Raw genomic sequence first — 20,553 nt, forward strand, 5'->3', positions numbered from 1 at the left:
GCCGCACTTAGAGCCACCAGCGTTCCAGCACGCGCGCCACGCCGTCGTCGGTGTTGGGCGCGGTCACTTCGTTGGCCGCCGCGACCGCCTCGGGGTGCGCGTTGCCCATCGCCACGCCGAGCCCGGCCCACTGCAGCAGCGGCACGTCGTTGGGCATGTCACCGAATGCCACCACGTCCTCGGCGGTGATGCCGTGCGGACGCGCGACCTCCTCCACGCCGGTGGCCTTGCTGATGCCCAACGGCACCACCTCGATGAGACCGTTGTTGGTGGAGTAGGTGATATCGCCTTGCAGGCCAACGTGTTTGGTCAATGCGGCCGCCATCTCGGAGCTGCGGGCACCGGCCTTGCGGATGAGTAGCTTGACCGCCGGGGCGCTCAGCAGATCCTCGACGGATACCTCGGTGTTGTCGGGATTGAGCCAGGCGTGCTCGTATCCCGGCGAGCTGATGAACTGTGGTGTCGCCGCGTCGTGCGCGCTGCGGCCCACCCGCTCTACCGCCAGACCGGCCCCCGGAATGACGCGGGTGGCGATCTCCGCAAGCTCACCCAGCGCGTCGGCCGACAGCGTGCGAACCGAAACGATGCGGTCGGTAGCCGGGTCGTAGATCACCGCGCCATTGGCGCACACCGCAATCGGCTGCAGGCCCAGCGCGTCGATGACCGGGTGCACCCACCTCGGCGGGCGCCCGGTGGCCAGCACGAATCGGGCGCCGGCATCCACCGCGGATAGAACGGCGTTGCGGGTACGGGAGCTGATCGTCTCGTCGTTGTTGAGCAGAGTGCCATCCACGTCACTGGCGATCAGTGCGGGCAGTGTCACCGGCGGCTTCTCGCCTCTTTTTCGGCCCGCTTGCGGGCGCGCTCAGCCAGCTCGGCCTCGTCGAGCAGCTTGGCCTCGGCCATCGTCGGCGCGGACCCGCCCATCCGGCGCGGCACCCAGTACGCCCCCTCCGGGTGCTGGTAAGCCTGCTGAACCCCGTGCAGCAGCGCCGTCATCGACTCACGCATTGCGGCATCCGTCTGCTCCATGGTTTCGGCCGCATACACCGGCGGACCGACCGCGACGGTGATCGGAATCTTGGCGTAGCCAAGCTTCCTCGGATGATCCTTGGTCCAGCGCCGGTGCGCACCCCAGACGATCATCGGAATGATCGGAACCTGCGCTTCGTGCGCCATTCGGGCCGCGCCGGTCTTGAACTCCTTCAGCTCGAAGCTGCGGCTGATGGTGGCTTCCGGGTAGACGGCGACGAGCTCGCCGGCCCGCAGCCGCTCCACCGCCACCGCGAAAGCGCCGGCTCCGGCCCGTCGGTCGACCGCAATGGTTCCGCTGTGCTTGATCAGGAACCGAACGCCCTTCACCTCCGCCATTTCGGCCTTGATCATGAACCGCAGCCGCCGGTGCCGCTTGTAGGCGGCCACCGCGGCGGGCAACCAGTCGATGTAGCTGGTGTGGTTGATCGCGACAACCGCGCCGCCACGCTCCGGGATGTTCTCCAAACCGTGATAGGTGATGCGGCTCCCGGAGACCGCCACGGCCGCCGGGACGGCGATCTCCAGCATCCGGAAAACCGGCTCCATCGGGCACCTACCCCGGCGCTCCGGCCGGGCCCCGCTGGGCACGACGGGCGGCCTTCTCGGCGGCCTCCTCGGCGTCCATCCGGTTCGCCTCGGCCAGCGACGGCGCTCCGCCACCGAGCCGGTGCGGCACCCAGAACTCGCCGGGGGGTTGGGGACCATAGCCGTCCTGTACCCGTTCCAGCAGATGCTGCATGCGCGAATGCAGCAGCGCCGTCAGCTCGGTCGCGGGCAGCGTGGGAGCGATCGGTTCGCCGACGGCCACCGAGATCGGCACCTTCGGGCGCCACATGTTCTTCGGGTGGCCCTTGGTCCAGATCCGCTGTGCGCCCCAGACGATGTGCGGCACGATCGGCACGTCGCTGGCTATCGCCATGCGGGCGGCGCCCGACTTGCACTGCTTGATCTCGAAGCTGCGGCTGATGGTCGCCTCCGGGTAGACGCCGACCAGTTCGCCTTCCTTGAGCGTCCTGCAGGCCTGGTCGTAGGACGCCCCGCCGTCGTCCCGGTCCACCTCGATATGGCGCAGGCTGCGCATGAGCGGGCCGGCGATCTTGTGGTCGAAGACCTCTTTCTTCGCCATGAAGCGGACCTTGCGGCCGCGGTGCTGTTTGTAGGCGGGCAGCCCGGCGAAGGTGAAGTCGAAGTAGCTGGTGTGGTTGATGGCCACCACCGCGCCGCCGGTGACGGGCAGGTTCTCCACACCGGTGACGGTGAACGTCAGCCCCTGCAACCGCCATATCAGGCGGGCGAGCTGGATGACAGTCCCGTATACCGGTTCCACAGCCGCAAGCGTAGTGCTCCGCACAGAAAGGGCGACAGGTGAGCATCCCATCCGAGTCACTGCCGGTGCCCGAGGTCGTCGCCGACATCGCGGCGGGCAGGCCGGTCGGCGCCGTCTGGAACGCCGGCGACATCTCCTCCCATTAAGCTTGGCCGGACGGAGTTTCGCAGGGAAAGGGTATTGGTGCAGGTCACGAGCGTCGGGCACGCCGGTTTCCGGATCGACACGCAGGCCGGGAGCATTCTGTGCGACCCCTGGGTGAACCCGGCCTACTTCGCTTCGTGGTTCCCATTCCCCGACAACAGCGAGCTGGACTGGGACGCCCTCGGCGACTGCGACTACCTCTATGTCTCGCATCTGCACAAGGACCACTTCGATCCGAAGAATCTGCGCGCGCACGTCAACAAGGACGCGGTCGTACTGCTGCCCGATTACCCGGTGCCCGATCTGCAGCGCGAGCTGGAAAAGCTTGGCTTCCACCGCTTTTTCCAGACGACCGACTCGGTCAAGCACACCGTCAGCGGCCCCAAGGGCGACCTGGAGGTGATGATCATCGCATTGCGCGCCCCGGCCGACGGCCCGATCGGCGACTCCGGCCTGGTCGTCGATGACGGAGAAACGGTGGCGTTCAACATGAACGACGCCCGGCCCGTCGACCTGGATGTGGTGCACGCGGATTTCGGCCAGGTGGACGTGCACATGCTGCAGTACTCCGGGGCGATCTGGTATCCGATGGTCTACGACATGCCGGCGCGCGCCAAGGAGGCGTTCGGCACCCAGAAGCGCCAGCGTCAGATGGACCGGTGCCGCCAGTACATCACCCAGGTCGGCGCCACCTGGGTGATCCCGTCCGCCGGCCCGCCGTGCTTCCTTGATCCGGAGCTGCGCGACCTCAACGACGACCACGGCGACCCGGCCAACATCTTCCCCGACCAGGTGGTGTTCCTCGACCAGATGCGCGCCCACGGGCATGACGGCGGGCTGCTGATGATTCCCGGCTCGACCGCTGATTTCACTGGTACACAGTTGAATTCGCTGACTCATCCCCTGCCCGAGGAGGAGGTACGGTCGATCTTCACCACCGGCAAGGCCGACTACATCGCCGACTATGCCGGCCGAATGGCGCCGGTGCTGGCGGCGGAGACAGCATGCTGGGCAGAAGCCGAAGGTGAACCGCTGCTGGAGCCGCTGCGCGCGGCACTCGAGCCGATCATGAGCCAGAGCGACGAAATCTGCGACGGCATCGGGTACCCGGTGGAATTGCGTCTCGGTCCGGAGACCGTAGTGCTCGACTTCCCGAAACGCGCAGTGCGCGAAGCCATCCCCGATGAGAAGTTCCGCTACGGCTTTGCCATCGCCCCGGAGCTGGTGCGCACGGTGTTGCGGGATGGCGAGCCGGACTGGGTCAACACCATCTTCCTGTCCACCCGGTTCAAGGCCTGGCGGGTGGGTGGCTACAACGAGTACCTGTACACCTTCTTCAAGTGCTTGACCGACGAACGCATCGCATACGCCGACGGCTGGTTCGCCGAAGCACACGACGACACCGCGTCGATCGACCTGGATGGCTTCCGGATGCAACGCCGTTGCCCCCATCTCAAGGCAGACCTGTCGAAGTTCGGTGTGGTGGAGGGCAGCACATTGACCTGCAACCTGCACGGCTGGCAATGGAATCTGGCGACCGGCCGCTGCCTGACGTCCAAAGGCCACGAACTTCGCTGCGCACGCAAGGAGCAGAAATCACCGAGCGAGCCGGCATGAGCGGCGCACCTCGCCAGTACTACGACGACGGGCTGATCCAGCTGGACCGCCAGGCAATCACGCTGCGCCGCTATCACTTTCCGTCGGGCACGTCGAAGGTCATTCCACTGCGGGCGATCCGTGGCTACAAGGCCGAACCGCTCGGGATGTTCATGCAGCGGTTCCGGCTCTGGGGCAGCTCGGATCTGCGCCGCTGGCTGCCACTGGACGTATGGCGGCCGGTCAAGTCCACGCTGGTGACGCTCGACGTGGCGGGTGCGCGGCCCAAACCCGCGTTCACCCCGCAGCGCCCAAAGGAGTTTCTCGCGAAGCTCGACGAGCTCCTGGACTCCCGTTAGCGGGGCTCCAGCACTTCGGTGCCGACGAACGGCACCAGCGCAGCAGGCACCCGCACGCTGCCGTCGGGCTGCTGGTGGTTCTCCAGGATCGCGACCAACCATCGGGTGGTGGCCAATGTCCCGTTGAGCGTGGCCGCGATCTGCGGCTTGCCGTTCTCGTCGCGGTAACGAATCGCGAGCCGGCGGGCCTGATACGTCGTGCAGTTCGACGTGGAGGTCAACTCCCGGTAGGTCTGCTGGGTCGGAATCCAGGCCTCGCAGTCGTACTTCCGCGCCGCGGATGTCCCCAAATCGCCTGCAGCGATATCGATTACGCGGTAAGACACCTCGATGTCCGCAAGCATCTGCCGCTGCCAACCCAGCAGGCGCTCGTGCTCGGCCTCGGCCTCCTCCGGCCGGCAGTACACGAAGCCCTCGAGCTTGTCGAACTGGTGCACCCGGATGATGCCGCGGGTGTCCTTGCCGTGACTGCCGGCCTCGCGGCGGAAGCAGGACGACCAACCGGCGTAGCGCAGCGGTCCTGAAGTCAGATTCAGGATCTCGTCGGCGTGGTAGCCGGCGAGCGGCACCTCGGAGGTTCCGACGAGATAGAGGTCGTCACCTTCGACCCGGTACACCTCCTCGCTGTGCGCGCCCAGGAACCCGGTGCCGGACATCACCTCGGGTCGTACCAGAACGGGTGGGATGACCAGGGTGAAGCCGTTCTCCGTTGCCAACTGCACCGCGAGCTGCATGAGGCCGAGTTGCAGCAGCGCACCGTAGCCGGTGAGGAAGTAGAACCGTGAGCCCGAAACCTTCGCGCCGCGCTCCAGGTCGATCAGGCCAAGCGACTCGCCCAGTTCGACATGGTCCTTCGGGTTGTCGATGGCCGACGGCTCGCCGACGCTATCCAGCACGACGAATTCATCCTCGCCACCGGTCGGGACACCGTCGATGATGACGTTGGAAATGGCCATCTGCGCTGCGGTGCAAGCCTTTTCGGCATCGGCCTGCTCGGCCTCGGCAGCCTTGACCCTTTCGGCGAGCTCCTTGGCGCTGTCCAGCAGCGCCGGGCGATCTTCCGGCGACGCCGCGCCCACCTTCTTGCTTACCGCCTTTTGTTCGGCACGCAGGTTGTCCGCGGTCGAGACCGCGGCACGCCGCGCCGCGTCGGCATCCAGCAGCGCATCCACCAGTCCGGGATCTTCGCCACGGGCGGTCTGCGACGCCCGCACCACGTCCGGATGTTCGCGCAGCAGCTTGAGGTCGATCACGGCGCAACCCTACGTTTGGCCGCCGGCGCCGGACATGCCGGGGCGCGCCGCAGCACAACCCCATAACTTTACAACTGCATCATTTGTCACAGCACCTGCCACGCCTGTCACAATGGAGCAGATGTTGGAGGCACCCGAGCGGAACGAAGCGCTCGCCGACGGGGCAGAACAGCCCTGGCGTCACCTGACGTGGTGGCGAAGTCTGCACGCCACGCCCACGCGGCGCGCGCTGTTGTTGACCGCGCTCGGTGGGCTGCTCATCGCCGGGCTGCTGACCGCGCTGCCGCGCAGCGAGGGCGCGGGCGGGCGGGCCGGTTTGGAGGCCAGCGCGATACCCCTGGGCGCGCGGGGCACCCAGACGTTCAACAAGGCCAAGGCCGGCGACTGCCTGAACTGGCCGGAGCGCACCCCCGACGCGGCGACCATCGTCGACTGCCGCGACGATCACCGCTTCGAGGTGGCCGAGTCCGTGGACATGCGCACCTTCCCGGGCAGCGAGTACGGGCCCAACGCCGCACCGCCGTCGCCCGCCCGCATCCAGCAGATCAGCCAGGAGCAATGCCAGGTGGCGGTGCGCCGTTACCTGGGCCCGCGTTTCGACCCCAACAGCCGGTTCACCGTCAGCATGATGTGGTCCGGCGACAAAGCGTGGCGGCAGTCGGGTGAGCGCCGGATGTTGTGCGGCCTGCAATTGCCCGGCCCCAACAATCAGCAGCTGGCGTTCCAGGGCAAGGTCGCCGAGGTCGATCAGTCGAAAGTCTGGCCGACCGGTACCTGTTTGGGCATCGATCAGGTCACCAACCAGCCCACCGACATCCCGGTCGATTGCGCGGGCCCGCACGCCATGGAGGTGACCGGCGCGGTCAACCTGGCCGAGAAGTTCCCCGCTGGGCTGCCACCCGAACCCGAACAGGACGCGTTCATCAAGGACGCGTGCACCCGGATGACCGACGCGTATCTGGCGCCGATCCAGCTGCGCAGCACCACGCTCACCTTGATCTACAGCACGATCTCGCTGCCCGGCTGGTCGGCCGGCAGCCACCAGGTGTCGTGCAGCATCGGCGCCACGCTGGGCAACGGCGGCTGGTCGACGTTGCTCAACAGCGCCAAGGCCGGACTGATGATCAACGGCCAGCCGCCGATACCACCGCCGGACATCCCGGAGGAGCGGCTGAACGTCCCGCCGATCCCGCTGCCCGACGCCGTGGACACCTCGTCGTCGACCGGTCAGACCGGCCAGTCCGACGAAACCGAGTCGACCCAGAGCCAACATGGGCCACAGCAGTCGGACGGGACAGCGACGCACGGTCAGCCGGCCACACCCGCCGAGCAGGGCAATACGTTCGTGGGCGGACCGCCTCCGCCACCACCACCGCCGGGACAGGCACCACCGCCACCACCACCGCCGGGACCCGAGGCACCGCCACCGCCGCCACCACCACCGGAGCTGGCACCGCCACCACCGCCACCACCACCGGAGCTGGCACCGCCACCGCCGCCACCACCACCGGGGCTCGCGCCGCCGCCACCACCACCGCCGGCGCCCGCACCCCCGCCGGCCGAACCCGTCCCGCCGCCGGTGCCGTAGCCGTCGTGACCGTGCGGATGAGCCCGCAACGGTTTGACGAGCTGGTGTCGGACGCACTTGATCTGATCCCACCCGAACTGGCCGCGGCAATCGACAACGTCGTTGTGCTGGTCGAGGCGCGCAACCCAGAGGAACCCGAACTGTTGGGCCTGTATCAGGGCGTCGCACTGACCGAACGGGATTCCTGGTACGCCGGGTCGCTACCGGACACCATCACGATCTACCGCGACGCCCTGCTCGACGTCTGCGATACCGAGGAGCAAGTCGTCGACGAGGTCGCGGTCACGGTCATCCACGAGATAGCCCACCACTTCGGAATCGACGACGATCGCCTGCATGAACTCGGCTGGGCGTAAGCACCCGAAGGCGCGTGCGAGTGAGGATCGCAGCGGAGCGAGGACCGGAGCGAGCAGAAGCCGAGGCAATCAGCGCGGCAACCCCGGATTGTCGGCGGGTGGTGCTAAAAAGAGCGCCATGAGTGGTGATGAGCCGCTTGCGCGAAGAACAGACAGCAGCGAGTGCCGGGAGTGTCGAGCCGGTCTTGCGCACTGCCACGGCACGCTCATCCACCACGCGCTGCGTCGGTCGGAGTGCACCGAGGGCGACTGCACCACCCCCGACGTGGTGCACGCATACGGCATCGACTGCGAGGCGGTCGGCTGCAGCTGCGGGGCAGCCGTGGCGCTGGCGATGTAAACCGCGGTCAGCCCAGCGGATCGGCCGACTGCAACGCGTCCTCGACCGGGTGGACGTCGGGCTCCGGATAGAACGGCGGCGTCCGCGAGCCCCACTGCACGCAGCTCCATCGCCCGTCCGTGATCGGCGTCAGCACAACGGATTCGGCGTTGCCCAGATGGTGATCGAGCGCAAAGCTGCCGTCCACGCCCGCCAGCGTGGCCGCCGCCAGCCGGATTGCCGCCCCGTGGCTGACCACCACGATGTCACCGCGCCACGCGTCGTTGTCGAGGTATCGCATCCTCAGCTGCTTGACCACCGGAAGGTAGCGGTCCAGCACCGTAGCGGCGGTCTCACCACCGGGCAGCGGCAGGTCCGGATCGCCCTGGTGCCAACGCTGGTAGATGGTGTTGAACTCCTCGACGGCCGCGTCGTCGCTGCGGTCCTCGAGTTCGCCCACCTGGACCTCGTGGATGCCCTCGAACTCCTGGGGCCGCAGACCGAGTTCGTCGCCGATCTCGGCGGCCGTCTGACCCGCCCGCCGTGCAACCGAATGCGCAATCATCGCGATGCTGTGCGACCAGCTTCGGGCGAATGTCCGGGCCTGGTCACGGCCGAGATCGGTGAGCTCCGCCCCCGGCGGGCGGGTGTCCAGCCGGCGCTCGACGTTGCCGTAGGACTGTCCGTGCCGGATCAGTACCAGCCGTCCACTCACCGGCCGGACCCCGTATCGGCCGGCGGCTTTCCCGTTCGCAACCGCATCAACCACCGCGACGGCTCGTCCAACGGTGGCGGCAGGGCACCGGCTGGCGATCCCGTCGGCCACGAACCCAGATATCGCACATCTGCACAACGACGATGCAGCGCCTTGAGTGCCTCGGCGACGGCGTCGTCTTCGATATGCCCAACACAGTCCAGGAAGAAGATGTAGGTACCCAACTCTGTTCGGGTGGGCCGGGATTCGATGCGAGTCAGGTCGATGTCGCGGATCGCGAATTCGGTCAGTGCCGATACCAGCGCGCCCGGGACGTTGTCGAGCCGCAGCACCACAGACGTCCGATCGGCGCCGGTGCTGGGCGGCGGCGGCCCCGGCGGGCCGGCCAGCACGAAGCGGGTCCGGGCATTGGGCTCATCGACGACGTCATTGGCCAGCGCGGTCAGGCCGTAGCGTTCGGCGGCCAGGGCGGTGCTCACCCCGGCGTCGGCATCGCCGTTGGCGACGTCCTGCGCAGCCGCCGCGTTGGAATTGGCCGGAACCAGTTGAGCCTTCGGCAGGTTCGCGGCCAGCCAGTGCCGCACCTGTGCGCCGGCCACCGGGAACGCGGCCACCGTGCGCACATCGGCCGCCGTCTCCCCGGGCCGCACCACGATCGTGAACGCCACATCGAGGGTGAGTTCGGCGAAGATCTGAAGCTCCGTCCCGGTCGCGAGGCTGTCCAGCGTGGGCAGCACCGAGCCTTCGATCGAGTTCTCGATCGGCACGCACGCGTAGTCGGCCTCTCCGGCCCGGACCGCCGCCAGCGCGGCGGTGGTGCTCTCGGCGGGAACCGGTGTGACCTGATGCGATGGCCCGTCACCGGGCACCATGCCGTTGGTCGCCATCCGGATCAGCGCCGCCTCGGTAAAGGTCCCTTCGGGTCCGAGGTAGGCGATGCGGGGCACATTTCAACCCTATCGGTTGAGCCGGCCCGGCCCTTTGACGTCGCGAGGTGCGTCTTGCCAGCCGGGCCCGGAGTAGTTAAGTTAGGCTTACCTTATTTCGTCGACGGAAGGCGATGTGATGCCGGCAGCGGCGCCGACAACGGCCGAGCGGATCCGTAGCACCTGCGTGCGGGCGGGCGGCGCCATGCTCGCCGTCGAGGGCATCGAGCCGACCGCTACCGCCGTGCACCACCTGCTCGACGACGGCTCGTTCGCGATCACCGTTCCCGTCGACGGCCTGGTCGCCGACATGGTCGCCGCCGCCGGAACCGCGGGCGTGCAGGCCGTCTTGGAGATGACCGACTATGCCCCGCTTCCGCTGCGGGAGCCGGTGCGGTCATTGGTGTGGATCCGGGGCCGCGTACACCACGTCCCGGCAGCCGAGGTGCCCGGCCTGCTCGATCTGATCGCCGCCAAGGATCCGAATCCGGCACTCCTGCAAATCAATACCGCCGCCGATGTCGAGGGCGATACCCGGTTGACACTGATGCGGCTCGAGGTCGAATCGGTCGTCGTCGCCGACGCCACCGGCGCCGAGGCGGTCGGAGTCCCCACGTTGCTGCAAGCCAGCCCGGACCCGTTCTGCGCGATGGAGTCATGCTGGCTGCAGCACATCGACGCGGCCCATCGTGAGGTGGTCGACCGCCTGGCCGCGCGGCTGCCCATGGCGTTGCGGCGCGGGCGGGTCCGCCCACTCGGGCTGGACCGATACGGCGTGCGGCTGCGGGTGGAGAACGACGACGGTGACCACGATGTGCGGTTGGCCTTCGCCAAGCCCGTCGACGACGTCACCGGGCTCAGCCAGGCGATTCGGATACTGATGGGTTGCCCGTTCCTCAACGGGCTGCGGGCTCGGCGACCCTGACGAAGGCCCGCTAGCGTAGCTCCGGTGACCGAGCCCGATGAGCTCACCGAATCCGAGCGGCGCGCGCTGCGCATCGAGATCGTCATCGTGCTGGCGGTCACTTTCGGGCTCAGCGCGTACACCGCGCTGCTGGCGCTCATCGAGGCGATCCTGCTCAATCTGGCCGCCCAAACCGTGGCGCTCAACCCGCGCCTCTCCCCGTTCGACCTGATCAACCTCGGGCTGCATCTGGCCCGGGTTGCGCAGTTGGTCGCCTGGGGCGCGCTCGGGGTATATCTGTTGTGGCGCAGCGGCTTTGCGATGGCGCGAATCGGATTGGGGCGGATCCGCGTGCGCTCGGATGTGCTTGGCGGCATCGGGCTTGCCGCGCTGGTTGGTCTGCCCGGTCTGGGCCTCTATCTCGCCGCGCGGGCGTTGGGCATGAACGTGTCGGTGGTGCCGTCGGCGTTGGACGACACCTGGTGGCGCATTCCGGTGCTGATCGCGGTGGCGTTCGCCAACGGATGGGCGGAGGAGGTGATCGTCGTCGCTTTCCTGCTCACCCGGCTGCAACAGCTGCGGGTCAACCCGGTCGTGGCATTGGTGGGCACCAGCCTGCTGCGCGGGGCCTATCACCTCTACCAGGGCTGGGGCGCCGGGCTGGGCAACTTGGCCATGGGCCTGGTGTTCGGGTACGTGTGGCGGCGCACCGGGCGACTGTGGCCGCTGGTCATCGCGCACGGCCTGATCGACTCGGTGGCGTTCGTCGGCTACGCATTGCTGGCCGGCCAGCTCGGTTGGCTCAACTGATCGTGCAGATCCTCCGCGTAGATTCTGAGCCGTGAATGACCCGCTGCGGCGTCGACCGGTTCCACCGCGCGAGCCGTCACAGGTGATCCGCCGCGACCCCCGCTATCGGCCGCCCCCAGCGTGGCCGGTCAATCCGCCGACACCACCGAGGCGACCGCCGCCCCCACCGGCCCCACCACCGCCCGGTCGACGACCGGCCCCGCCGCGCCCGCCGGCCGCGGTAGGCAAGACGCGCCGCAAAGGGCGCTGGCGTCGCGTCGCGCTGGCGTTGTTCCTACTGTTCGTGCTGGGCGTCGCCGGGGTAATCGGCACCGGCTTCTGGATCGACACGAAGCTGCATCGCATTGCGGCGCTGGCCGACTACCCGGAGCGACCCGCCGCGGGCAAGGGCACCACCTGGCTGCTGGTGGGGTCGGACAGCCGGCAGGGGCTCACCCCCGAGCAACAGGCCGAGCTGACCACCGGTGGCGACATCGGCACCGGGCACACCGACACCATCATGCTGGTGCACGTCCCCGCCTTCGGGTCGAGCACACCGACCACGATGGTTTCCATTCCCCGCGACTCCTACGTGGAAATCCCCGAGTACGGCAGCGACAAGATCAACACCGCGTTCGCGCTCGGCGGCGCCCCGCTGCTGGCGCAGACCGTCGAGCAGGCAACGGGTCTGCGACTCGACCACTACGCCGAGATCGAGTTCGACGGGTTCGCGGTGCTCGTCGACGCCGTTGGCGGGGTGACGGTCTGCCCCACCGAGCCGATCGCCGATCCGCTCGCCGGCGTCGACTTGCCGGCCGGCTGCCAGAAGCTGGACGGCCGCAACGCGCTCGGCTATGTCCGTTCGCGCGCCACGCCGCGGGCCGATCTCGACCGCATGATCAACCAGCGTCAGTTCATGTCGGCCCTGATGCGCCGGGCCGCCAGCCCGACCGTCGCGCTCAATCCGTTCCGCTGGTATTCGATGGCCCAGGGGGTCACCGACGCGCTCACGGTCGACGATGGCGACCACGTTTGGGATCTGGCCCGGCTGGCGTGGGCACTTCGCGGCGACGTCACGACTACCTCGGTGCCGATCGGCGATTTCACCGGCGGCGGCTCGGTGGTCTGGGACAGCGACACCGCCGACCAGTTGTTCGCCGCGCTGTCGTCCGACACACCGGTACCGCAGGAAGTACTGGACGCCGCACAGCCGTAGCCAGCGCTATAGCAGGCCTAGAACGGCCCCTGTGTCTCTTCCTCGGCCACGATCGATTGCAGCGCTGCCCCGGCGTCGTAAGTCAAGCCAACGCATTCTCGCTGACATCGACCCCTTGCTCGCGACACTCATGCGTTCGAGGAACTCCGACTACTCAGTCAATGTCGGAGCTACCCAACGTCATTGACCGCTGATGAGATCGCGGCGGCATGCCGGCTAATGGGAGGGATGGGCACCGACGCGGCGAGTCGGCTGGCGCTGGAGTCCCAGGACGTCGAATCCTGTGGCCACAAAGTGGCGCTCGACACGGTAGCCCGCTGGGGCAAGCGATCCCGCCACCCGCTGAACAACGCGTTCACCACTCGGCTCTGTCGCGCAGCGACACGCAGTGCAGAAGGCGTGCTAGCTGACCTCACTGCCGGACACCGCGTTTAGCCGGCAGGCCGCGTGCGGCCGCGCTAGTCGCGCTCGGCGCCGGTCAGCCCGTTCTGCAGCCAGCCCTTGGTGCGGCCGGGGTGGTTCGTCGCGACCCATGCCACACCCAGATCGCGGCAGTACCGGACATCCTCGTAATGGTCGACCGTCCAGCAGTACAGGGCGCGGCCCTGCGCGGCGGCGCGGTCGACCAGCTCGGGATGCTCGCGCAGCGTCGCGATCGAGGGGCCGACGGCGGTCGCGCCGACCGTGGTGGCCGCGCCGCCGCCGAGGTAGCGGGAGGTGTCACCGAGCAGGACGGTCGGCAGCATCGGCGCTGCCCTTCGGATTCGCCAGACCGCGGCCGCCGAGAAAGACATCACCACCGCGCGAGCCAGGTCGGCCGACGCCGGAGACGCGATCCCGTACCGATGCAGCAGCGCGAGCACCTTGCTTTCCACCAATGCGCCGAAGCGCACGGGATGCTTGGTCTCGATGAAGATCTTCACCGGCCGATGCCAGTCCAGCACCCGCGAGACCAAATCGTCCAGGGTCAGCAGCCCGGTGTCGCCGTGCGAGCCGTCGGGGCGCCAGCTGGCGTGCCAGGAACCGAAGTCCAGTTCCTTCAACTGCGCCAGCGGCATCTCGCTGACCAGACCGGTTCCGTTGGATGTGCGATCCACCCGGCGGTCGTGCACACACACCAGGTGCCCGTCTCGGGTGAGCCGGACATCGCATTCCACGCCGTCGGCGCCCTCCTGAAGCGCCAGCTCATAGGCGCCCAGCGTGTGCTCCGGGCGGTCCGCCGACGCTCCCCGATGTGCCACCACGAACGGGTGACCGCCGAGCGCCGGGCCGGATGGCGCCGACCAGGCGGCTCCGGCGTCGCCCGAATTCATAGGGCTATGCTGCCGGGTTCTGCCCTTTGGACTCAACCGGAACGCCGGATTCGCGCTCGGCGTCGCCCTCCGGTGCCGGTTCTGTGGGCTCCCCGGCGGGAACCATCACCCAGCGGTTGGCCGGCCGTTCGACCGGATTGCGCTCGAAGCCCATGAGCACCCGAGCTGCCAACAGCAGCGCCGCCAATGCGAACAGGTAGGCCACCGTGGTGGTGACGGTGTTGTCAGCGATGCCCTGGGCGTCGGTGGTGAAGCTGGTCGCGATCGAGAACAGCGATATTGCGGTGCTGAGCAGAAAGACGATCCACCACACGATGATCGGATGGCGCAGCCGGGCCAAGCGATCTTCGACGGCGGCCAATTCGAGCACGAACACAGGTGCCCAGACCAGATTGACGAGCGGCATCAAACAGCCTGCGCGCAATGCCCCCAGCGGACGATGTTCTTCGCGCCCAACGTGTTTGAAGGCGGCGGCGCGGCGGGCGATCAACCAGTTCGTCAGCACCACCGCGCTGGCGAACACCATGAAGATCGCCGCCACGCTGACCAGGACGCCCAGCCAGGTGGCCAACCACGCCACCACCGGGTTCAGCAGCGTGGTGCGGTTCACAATGAGCAACAGGTGGCGCACCAGGTGCACCAGCGCGGCCACGCCGAGCACCAGCATCGTGGCTACCAGCGTGGCGCGCAATGCCGCGAGCGATGGCCCGGTACGCGGCATCGGCAGCTGATCGAAGTCGGCGGTGTCGAATCGCTCCGCCAAGCCCCAGCGGGGAATCACCGGATAGCGCGGAGTGGGGCCCAGCACCCGCTTGCGTCGGCGCGGCGGCGCGGCACCGGGCCGAACGGCGATCCACCGGTATCCCGGTGGCAGTCGCGGCGGGGCCCCGTTCGGGCGGATCGCCGGCGAGGTCGCGCGCGCGCTCCACTCCGGATGCGGCGGCGGGCCCGACGGCGCCAGCAGAGTGCCGTTACACCGGGGACACCAGACCCGTCGCCGATCGCGCACGTTCCACCGCGTTCCGCACTGGGAACACACCTGGATCATCGGACCAGCCTAGCGACGGTTGTCCAGACGGTGCCTGTCAGCAATGTGGGCCTATCCACAGTTTCCACAGGTTCATCCACAGGCCCAATCGGGGCAAACCCGGTTTGAGCTTCGACATCTGGGTGGGTCCCGGCAATCCTGTGGATAACGAGGCACCGCCGACGGCGGTGATCAACAGGCTCGGACGCCCCCGAGCGAAATCGGTTGCCGCGCTAACGATTGTTGCTCCCGCCACCGGAGAGGCTATGATCGGCGTCACAACGAGCAGCTTGTGACAGATCTCACCGGGGCGGGAATTGATTGTGCAGGTCAGGAGCATTTGATGGCGTCACATCCGGTCGGACCGGGATCCGCTGTGCCGTCGCCTGAGTGGCACTCGTCGGCACACGTATACGCCCGTGGCCAACTCATGGCGTTCCTGCGCGCCGGCGTGATCGCGCTTGTGCTGTTGGCCATTCTGGCCGTCATCGTTTTGTTCTGAACCGCCCGTTCTCAGGCGGGTGGGTAGACCCCCGAGTTTTTGGCCTTCTCGGTCTGCCAGAAGATGTCGGCGATCTCGTCGATCGTCTTGAGCAGCTTCTCGGCCTCGGCGGTGTCGAGCGACTTCTTGACCTCACCCGCCCCGTGAATGCCGTCCCAGAACAGCTGGTGCAGGTTGGGGAACTGCTCGAAGTGGTCCTTGGTGAAGAAGTCCGCCCACAGCACCATCAGGTGGTGCTTGACCAATTCGGCGCGCTCCTCCTTGATGACGATGGCGCGAGTGCGGAAATGGTCATCTTTTGAGTCGTGGAACTTCTCGAGGCTCTTCAGACACGACAGTGCCTCGATCTTGGCCTGTGCGGGGTCGTAGACGCCGCAGTACAGGTCGCAGTGGGCGTGGGCAGGGGTAGCGTTTGCGAAGAGTCGATGCAGCATGGTCCTAACTTACCCTTTGAGGGTGGGCCGTAACCATCCGTTGCGATGCTGGCCGCTGCGTCGGTTCGCCGTCGTAGAAGACTCGATGAGCCCGGCGCTCGGCCCCGGCGACGGGCTGCTGGCGATACGCGGCGGCGATCCTCGGCCCGGCCAGCTGCGGGTGTTCCGTGACCCGACGCAGCCGTCGCGGTGGCTCGTCAAGCGCGTCGGCGACGTGCGCGGCGCCGGACGCGGCGTGGCATTCGAGGCCCGCTCCGACAATCCGCACGCATCCGGCGTTGTTGACTCACGGCAGTTCGGCTGGGTGCCCGCGGCCGGCTCCTACCGCGTGGTGTGGACCGTCCGGGCAAACACGAAACTTGACCGTTAGCAGTCGTGTCCTCTTGCGTGCCAGGCGTCGGCTAACGCATGCTGAGCGGATCTAGGAGGCGAGATGGATACGGGGTCCGGTCGGGCGATCGAGATCGCCCCATTTCATTCGCGGGGGTCACTCAAGGGATTCGTGGTGTCGGGCCGCTGGCCCGATTCCACCAAAGAATGGGCTCAAGTGCTGATGGTCGCCGTCCGGGTCGCCTCGCTGCCCGGATTGCTTTCCACCACAACGATTTTCGGCGCACGGGAAGAGCTGCCGGAATCGCCTGAGCCCGGCACTGTCGGTCTGGTAATGGCCGAAGGCACCGTCGTTGGTGAAAGTGCCGTGCCGCCAGGGTATTTCGCTGACCACCAACCGCCCGCCCTGCTCATGCTGCATCCGCCGTCGGAGACGACCCCGTCATTACCGGAGTGTTCGGGCGCGGCGTCCGGCTGTGTGCTGCTGCCCGGCCTTCCCCACCTCGGCCTGGAACACCGCGCCGCATGGGTGGAAGCGGAATCCGACGGCACCGTCACGTCGATGGTCAGCCGCGTCGGCGTCGATCCCATCAGCCACCCCGATACCGCGATCTTGGCGATGCTGCTTGCCGCATAAGGGTTTTCGAAGCTTTTAGTTCAGTACGCGAAACGCTGGATAAGGGTGTCCGAACTTCTGCCGCGAGGTGGCGCAAGTTCCAATCCGACGTTATTGTTGGTTCATCAGCGAAGGGGAGTAGCCCCAAATCGTCGCGTCGACATACTGGCGAATAGCCCGGCCGGCGAACCGCAGGATTGCGGTGGGTGAGACCTTCGACCGAATGTCCGACGGACCGTGAGCATTTCGGCCGCCGGCGACGTGTCGAAAGGTTTCACGTGCTCGCCGCCACACTTATCAGCCTCGGAGTCGTATTCGTCGCCGAACTCGGCGACAAATCCCAATTGATGACGATGACGTACGCCCTGCGTCATCGCTGGTGGGTGGTGCTGTCGGGGGTGGGCATCGCCTCGTTCCTGGTACACGGCATTTCGGTGACGATCGGTCACTTCCTCGGGCTGACGCTGCCCGACCGTCCCATTGCGTTCGCCGCAGCCATCGCATTCCTGCTGTTTGCGCTGTGGACCTGGCGCGATGGTCGGCACGTCGACGAGCACGGGGTTAGGCCGGTCGCCGAGCCCCGTCACGTGCTGCTCGCTGTCATCTCCTCGTTCGTGCTGGCCGAGCTCGGCGACAAGACCATGCTGGCAACGGTCGCGCTGGCCAGCGACTACCACTGGGCGGGCGTGTGGCTCGGGGCCACCGCGGGCATGGTGCTGGCCGACGGTGTCGCGATCGCCGCCGGCGCGGTGCTGCACAAGCGGCTGCCCGAGCGGTTCTTGCACAACCTCGCCGGGGTGCTGTTCCTGTTGTTCGGCCTGTGGCTGCTGTTCGATGGCGCGTTGGGCTACAGGTGGGCTGCCATCGCCGCGACCGGAACGGTGGCCACGGTTGCCGCGGCCACCGTCGCAACCCGATTCGTTGGCTCGCCACCCCTCGGCAATGCCCGGGTGCGGGATTGAGCTGCGCTCGTCAGTCCCCGCGCTAACGGCTGTCAGGTGGTCGCAGGGCCGCGATCCCGGCTGTTCCGGTCCCGCGCGGGCGCGGATTTAGCAAACGCAAAGATTCGATCCGTGGCCCGTGCGGTCCGTTGCCCGGGGCGGTCCTGGCGAGCGGGTAACCATGACCTGTCGCTAAATGAGGCGCGGCATGGCTACGCCAGCGTCAAAATTTGCTTTCCAGCACCATGAACACGGGTAGCCGATATCGGGCAAACACGCTGCTACCCGAGGTATCGAGCGCCTTTAGATAAAAGCTAAGTTAACTTATCCGTAGTTTGCACTTGGCTGTTGGCGGAAGTCTCGCTACGATAATCAGCAAATATGCCGCCAAGTTAGTCCGCTCAGTCCGCAAGTGGAGGTCAAATCGATGAGCAAGACGTTCGCCGCCCGCCTAAACCGGCTGTTTGACACGGTTTACCCGCCCGGGCGTGGTCCGCATACGTCGGCCGAGGTGATTGCCGCGCTCAAGGCAGAGGGCGTCACCATGTCGGCTCCCTACCTGTCACAGCTCCGCTCAGGCAACCGCACGAACCCCTCTGCGGCGACCATGGCGGCCCTTGCCAACTTCTTCCGTATCAAGCCGGCTTACTTCACCGACGACGAGTACTACGAGAAGCTCGACAAGGAATTGTCGTGGCTCGCCAATATGCGCGACGAGGGTGTGCGGCGTATTGCGGCGCGCACCGTCGGCCTGTCCGCAGAAGCGCAGCAGGATATCGTCCAAAAGGTTGACGAGTTGCGCCGCAGGGAGCATCTCGACGGTTAGCCCGCTGGGCGCCGCAACGCGGCCCCGGCGAAGTCCGCCTAGACGTCGCTACGTCACTGCCGGGGCACCCGTGCGGTCCAGTTTGCGGTATTGCTGGGCGATGGCCAGGATCCATTCCCGATCCGAGTATGACGTGGGCTGACGCAGCCATCCCAGGCCTGGGAACGATTCGGGTTCGGTGTGCTGGTCGGGTTGACCGCGCCCGGCGTAGATCCACTCCGCAATCGCGTGCGCCTGTTCCTCGGGCGTGACCGGCGGCGGCTCGACATCGGAAAAGTCACCCAGCTGCCGCTCTTGTTCGCGACCGGGCAAGGTAGCGGTGGCATCAACTCTGCGGCGCCGGGCGGCGTCTGCGGCGGTCGCCTCCAGAAACAGCGCATCCGAGATCAGCGACATCCGCTCGGCGACCCGGAACACCAGCGGTCCACGTGGCCGCACGCCGATACCCACGTCGGGATGGCGGCGTCCGAGCTCGTCGAGCAGCGGCTCGATGGTGCGCAATTCGCGGCGCGCGCCGAACCAGTCTTCGACACTGGGTAGCAGCGATCCGGCGGCCACCACGAGCATGGCGCACCCGAGCAGGGTGGCGGCCGCACCGACACCGACGAGGTGGGTGGTGCCCACCGCGCGTAGCAAGAAGAATGCGCTGGCCAGCACGATCAGCACGATGCCGACGCTGAACACGAACAACGCTCTGCCGCGGCGGCTGCGGTTCGAGTGACGCATCCCGGCCCAGGACACCAGCGTCAGCGCCAGCAGCACGTACAGCAGTGGCAGCAGCCACGGCAACGACGTCCCATTGGAACCGAGGTTGCGTCTCAGATACTCCGCGGGTGACATCTCCGGCTGCTGGCCGGCGGCCAGGAACGTCACCATGCTCACGACCGCGATGACAACGGCAAGGCAATACTGCGCGATCGCGATCCGGCGAAGGGTGGCGGGTTTACGCGCCGATGAAACCGTCGTGATCATCACGCAGCTGCCGGCGGCGCAGCCGATCAACGCCACCTGGCTGAGACTCATCGAGATGTTGGGCCAGCGCAGCAGGGTGTCCAGCAGAAGCGTCAACGGCTGCCAGTTGAGCGCAGCCACCAACCCGAGACTGCCGAGCGCCAGAATCATCGCGGTGCTCACCAGCGATTGCTTGTTGACGAGGGCCCAACCGATGCGCAGGCCGGTGGCTAGACCGAGCAGTCCGGCGATCACCCAGATGATCAACCAAACGCCTCCCCCAGCCGGACCTGGACGATCGAGGAGCGGTCGGATGGCAGCCTGCCCAGCCGATAGATGAGCAGGGCCGCGAAATCCTCCGCTTCCTGCTCGGCCTCTTCACCGCTCGGACCCATACAGCCCGTCCGCTGGTTGAGCATGTATCCGATCAAGTCGGAGCTGGCGATCTCGGTTTTCTCGCGGGCCGCCTGGACCACCGGGATGCCCTCGTGGCCGAGGACCAGATGCCCGAGTTCGTGGGCCAGGGTGCGGTCCCAGGCCGGCAGGCCCTTCTGAATCATGAAGACGTCACGGTCGGTGTATTGGCGCCATTGCCCGCATACCCCGGGCGGCAGGTCCGACATCTTGAGTTCGATCGGCCGCGAGCGATCCTTGCTGACGGCGTCGACAAGACAGGGCAACGAGATTTCACCCCGTCGTGGAGCGAGATCCAGCACCGCACTCACGGCGCGGGTAACGCGGCGACTGGCTGGCATATGACCCCCTCTGGACGAGTCCACTATGTGCTGTCCCCTTGGTCAATGGGGACGGTTTGGCCTAGGTCATGAACCGCGCGGTGCCCGAGCGCACCGCGTGGCCCGCCTTGGCTTGGCGGTACCCCAGCAATCCCCCGGCACCGGTGAGTACCAGGATGCCCCCAACGCCCGGAACTGCCAAGGCCGCGACCTGCGGCAGTCCTGCGGTCCGCAGGTATTGGGTGTATCCGATCCGGTACGACGCAGCGGCGTTACCGCCGATGTTGGCCGGCAGCCGTTCACGCCCCGCCGGCGGCTCTGCGCCGCGGGGGGACCCCGGCAAGCCCGGACC

General features: G+C 67.3%; 24 protein-coding genes and 1 pseudogene. 13 read left to right on the plus strand and 12 right to left on the minus strand.

The window, feature by feature from the left end; genetic code table 11:
• Nucleotides 1-7 precede the first annotated feature (7 nt).
• Genes ACRDU5_RS04765 through ACRDU5_RS04775 form a run of 3 tightly spaced genes read right to left on the minus strand, consistent with a single transcriptional unit; the run spans nt 8 to nt 2,362 of the window.
• Nucleotides 8-823, minus strand: coding sequence for a Cof-type HAD-IIB family hydrolase (locus ACRDU5_RS04765; RefSeq protein ID WP_526613206.1), 816 nt, complete (start codon nt 821-823; stop codon nt 8-10).
• Entirely contained in the window at nt 820-1,581 is a 762-nt protein-coding gene (locus tag ACRDU5_RS04770) for a lysophospholipid acyltransferase family protein (protein WP_526613208.1), read from the minus strand. The genes ACRDU5_RS04765 and ACRDU5_RS04770 overlap by 4 nt, the downstream gene beginning before the upstream one ends.
• A gap of 7 nt (nt 1,582-1,588) precedes the next feature.
• Nucleotides 1,589-2,362, minus strand: a complete 774-nt coding sequence (locus ACRDU5_RS04775) for a lysophospholipid acyltransferase family protein (RefSeq protein WP_526613209.1) — start codon at nt 2,360-2,362, stop codon at nt 1,589-1,591.
• Nucleotides 2,363-2,545: 183 nt separating this feature from the next.
• Between ACRDU5_RS04775 and ACRDU5_RS04780 the strand changes: the two genes are divergently transcribed.
• Together ACRDU5_RS04780 and ACRDU5_RS04785 are read left to right on the plus strand one after the other, a co-directional pair.
• Nucleotides 2,546-4,123, plus strand: coding sequence for a Rieske 2Fe-2S domain-containing protein (locus tag ACRDU5_RS04780; RefSeq protein WP_526613210.1), 1,578 nt, complete (start codon nt 2,546-2,548; stop codon nt 4,121-4,123).
• Entirely contained in the window at nt 4,120-4,461 is a 342-nt protein-coding gene (locus tag ACRDU5_RS04785; RefSeq protein WP_526613212.1) for a hypothetical protein, read from the plus strand. The genes ACRDU5_RS04780 and ACRDU5_RS04785 overlap by 4 nt, the downstream gene beginning before the upstream one ends.
• Here the strand turns inward: ACRDU5_RS04785 and serS are convergent.
• Nucleotides 4,458-5,714 carry a serine--tRNA ligase gene (serS, locus tag ACRDU5_RS04790; RefSeq protein WP_526613214.1) on the minus strand — a complete coding sequence of 419 codons (1,257 nt, stop codon included), beginning with the start codon at nt 5,712-5,714 and terminating at the stop codon, nt 4,458-4,460. The genes ACRDU5_RS04785 and serS overlap by 4 nt on opposite strands.
• A gap of 112 nt (nt 5,715-5,826) precedes the next feature.
• Between serS and ACRDU5_RS04795 the strand changes: the two genes are divergently transcribed.
• The 3 genes from ACRDU5_RS04795 to ACRDU5_RS04805 all read left to right on the plus strand — a co-directional run bounded on the left by ACRDU5_RS04795 (nt 5,827) and on the right by ACRDU5_RS04805 (nt 7,998).
• Entirely contained in the window at nt 5,827-7,302 is a 1,476-nt protein-coding gene (locus ACRDU5_RS04795) for a septum formation family protein (RefSeq protein WP_526613215.1), read from the plus strand.
• A 5-nt stretch (nt 7,303-7,307) separates the two neighbouring features.
• Nucleotides 7,308-7,658 (plus strand): metallopeptidase family protein, encoded by a 351-nt coding sequence (locus ACRDU5_RS04800; RefSeq protein ID WP_526613217.1) that lies wholly within the window; start codon nt 7,308-7,310, stop codon nt 7,656-7,658.
• A gap of 118 nt (nt 7,659-7,776) precedes the next feature.
• Complete coding sequence (locus ACRDU5_RS04805) at nt 7,777-7,998, plus strand: hypothetical protein (RefSeq protein ID WP_526613218.1); 222 nt, start codon at nt 7,777-7,779, stop codon at nt 7,996-7,998.
• A 7-nt stretch (nt 7,999-8,005) separates the two neighbouring features.
• Here the strand turns inward: ACRDU5_RS04805 and ACRDU5_RS04810 are convergent, their stop codons facing one another.
• On the minus strand, nt 8,006-8,692 hold the full coding sequence (locus ACRDU5_RS04810; protein WP_526613220.1) for a histidine phosphatase family protein: 687 nt from the start codon (nt 8,690-8,692) through the stop codon (nt 8,006-8,008).
• Nucleotides 8,689-9,639 (minus strand): prephenate dehydratase, encoded by a 951-nt coding sequence (gene pheA, locus ACRDU5_RS04815; protein WP_526613221.1) that lies wholly within the window; start codon nt 9,637-9,639, stop codon nt 8,689-8,691. Before pheA ends, ACRDU5_RS04810 begins: the two co-directional genes overlap by 4 nt.
• A 118-nt stretch (nt 9,640-9,757) precedes the next feature.
• Here pheA and ACRDU5_RS04820 point away from each other — a divergent pair, with 118 nt between their 5' ends.
• From ACRDU5_RS04820 to ACRDU5_RS04830, 3 genes are read left to right on the plus strand one after another with little or no spacing between them, the layout of a single operon-like run.
• Nucleotides 9,758-10,543 (plus strand): DUF2470 domain-containing protein, encoded by a 786-nt coding sequence (locus tag ACRDU5_RS04820; protein WP_526613222.1) that lies wholly within the window; start codon nt 9,758-9,760, stop codon nt 10,541-10,543.
• Nucleotides 10,544-10,567: 24 nt separating this feature from the next.
• Complete coding sequence (locus ACRDU5_RS04825) at nt 10,568-11,332, plus strand: CPBP family intramembrane glutamic endopeptidase (RefSeq protein WP_526613223.1); 765 nt, start codon at nt 10,568-10,570, stop codon at nt 11,330-11,332.
• 31 nt (nt 11,333-11,363) lie between these two features.
• Nucleotides 11,364-12,527, plus strand: coding sequence for an LCP family protein (locus ACRDU5_RS04830; protein WP_526613224.1), 1,164 nt, complete (start codon nt 11,364-11,366; stop codon nt 12,525-12,527).
• A 458-nt stretch (nt 12,528-12,985) separates the two neighbouring features.
• On the opposite strand, the gene ACRDU5_RS04835 is transcribed toward ACRDU5_RS04830, so the two are convergent.
• Together ACRDU5_RS04835 and ACRDU5_RS04840 are read right to left on the minus strand one after the other, a co-directional pair.
• A complete protein-coding gene (locus ACRDU5_RS04835; protein WP_526613226.1) occupies nt 12,986-13,840 on the minus strand; it encodes a glycerophosphodiester phosphodiesterase in 855 nt (284 codons plus the stop codon).
• 4 nt (nt 13,841-13,844) lie between these two features.
• Nucleotides 13,845-14,888, minus strand: a complete 1,044-nt coding sequence (locus ACRDU5_RS04840) for a DUF4328 domain-containing protein (protein ID WP_526613227.1) — start codon at nt 14,886-14,888, stop codon at nt 13,845-13,847.
• Between the two features lie 322 nt (nt 14,889-15,210).
• On the opposite strand from ACRDU5_RS04840, the gene ACRDU5_RS04845 reads away from it, so the two are divergent.
• Nucleotides 15,211-15,369: a hypothetical protein gene (locus ACRDU5_RS04845; RefSeq protein ID WP_526613229.1), complete on the plus strand. Its 159-nt coding sequence runs from the start codon at nt 15,211-15,213 to the stop codon at nt 15,367-15,369.
• Nucleotides 15,370-15,380: 11 nt separating this feature from the next.
• On the opposite strand, the gene sodN is transcribed toward ACRDU5_RS04845, so the two are convergent.
• Complete coding sequence (gene sodN / locus ACRDU5_RS04850) at nt 15,381-15,803, minus strand: superoxide dismutase, Ni (RefSeq protein ID WP_526613230.1); 423 nt, start codon at nt 15,801-15,803, stop codon at nt 15,381-15,383.
• A gap of 85 nt (nt 15,804-15,888) precedes the next feature.
• Between sodN and ACRDU5_RS04855 the strand changes: the two genes are divergently transcribed.
• The 4 genes from ACRDU5_RS04855 (at nt 15,889) to ACRDU5_RS04870 (ending at nt 18,516) form a co-directional block, all read left to right on the plus strand.
• A complete protein-coding gene (locus ACRDU5_RS04855) occupies nt 15,889-16,173 on the plus strand; it encodes a S24/S26 family peptidase (RefSeq protein ID WP_526613252.1) in 285 nt (94 codons plus the stop codon).
• A gap of 63 nt (nt 16,174-16,236) precedes the next feature.
• Complete coding sequence (locus ACRDU5_RS04860) at nt 16,237-16,770, plus strand: peptidase (RefSeq protein WP_526613232.1); 534 nt, start codon at nt 16,237-16,239, stop codon at nt 16,768-16,770.
• A 257-nt stretch (nt 16,771-17,027) separates the two neighbouring features.
• A complete protein-coding gene (locus tag ACRDU5_RS04865) occupies nt 17,028-17,711 on the plus strand; it encodes a TMEM165/GDT1 family protein (protein ID WP_526613253.1) in 684 nt (227 codons plus the stop codon).
• A 406-nt stretch (nt 17,712-18,117) separates the two neighbouring features.
• Entirely contained in the window at nt 18,118-18,516 is a 399-nt protein-coding gene (locus ACRDU5_RS04870) for a transcriptional regulator (protein WP_526613234.1), read from the plus strand.
• A gap of 48 nt (nt 18,517-18,564) precedes the next feature.
• Here the strand turns inward: ACRDU5_RS04870 and ACRDU5_RS04875 are convergent, their stop codons facing one another.
• The 3 genes and pseudogenes from ACRDU5_RS04875 to ACRDU5_RS04885 all read right to left on the minus strand — a co-directional run.
• Complete coding sequence (locus ACRDU5_RS04875) at nt 18,565-19,734, minus strand: hypothetical protein (RefSeq protein WP_526613236.1); 1,170 nt, start codon at nt 19,732-19,734, stop codon at nt 18,565-18,567.
• The gene (locus ACRDU5_RS04880; RefSeq protein WP_526613237.1) at nt 19,731-20,222 is read right to left on the minus strand and encodes an ImmA/IrrE family metallo-endopeptidase; all 492 of its coding nucleotides are present in this window, start codon (nt 20,220-20,222) and stop codon (nt 19,731-19,733) included. The genes ACRDU5_RS04875 and ACRDU5_RS04880 overlap by 4 nt, the downstream gene beginning before the upstream one ends.
• 61 nt (nt 20,223-20,283) lie before the next feature.
• Nucleotides 20,284-20,553: pseudogene (locus tag ACRDU5_RS04885) on the minus strand (hypothetical protein); the annotation flags it as partial.

Origin of the sequence: Mycobacterium sp. (genome assembly GCF_050701515.1) — a bacterium.
GTDB lineage: Bacteria > Actinomycetota > Actinomycetes > Mycobacteriales > Mycobacteriaceae > Mycobacterium.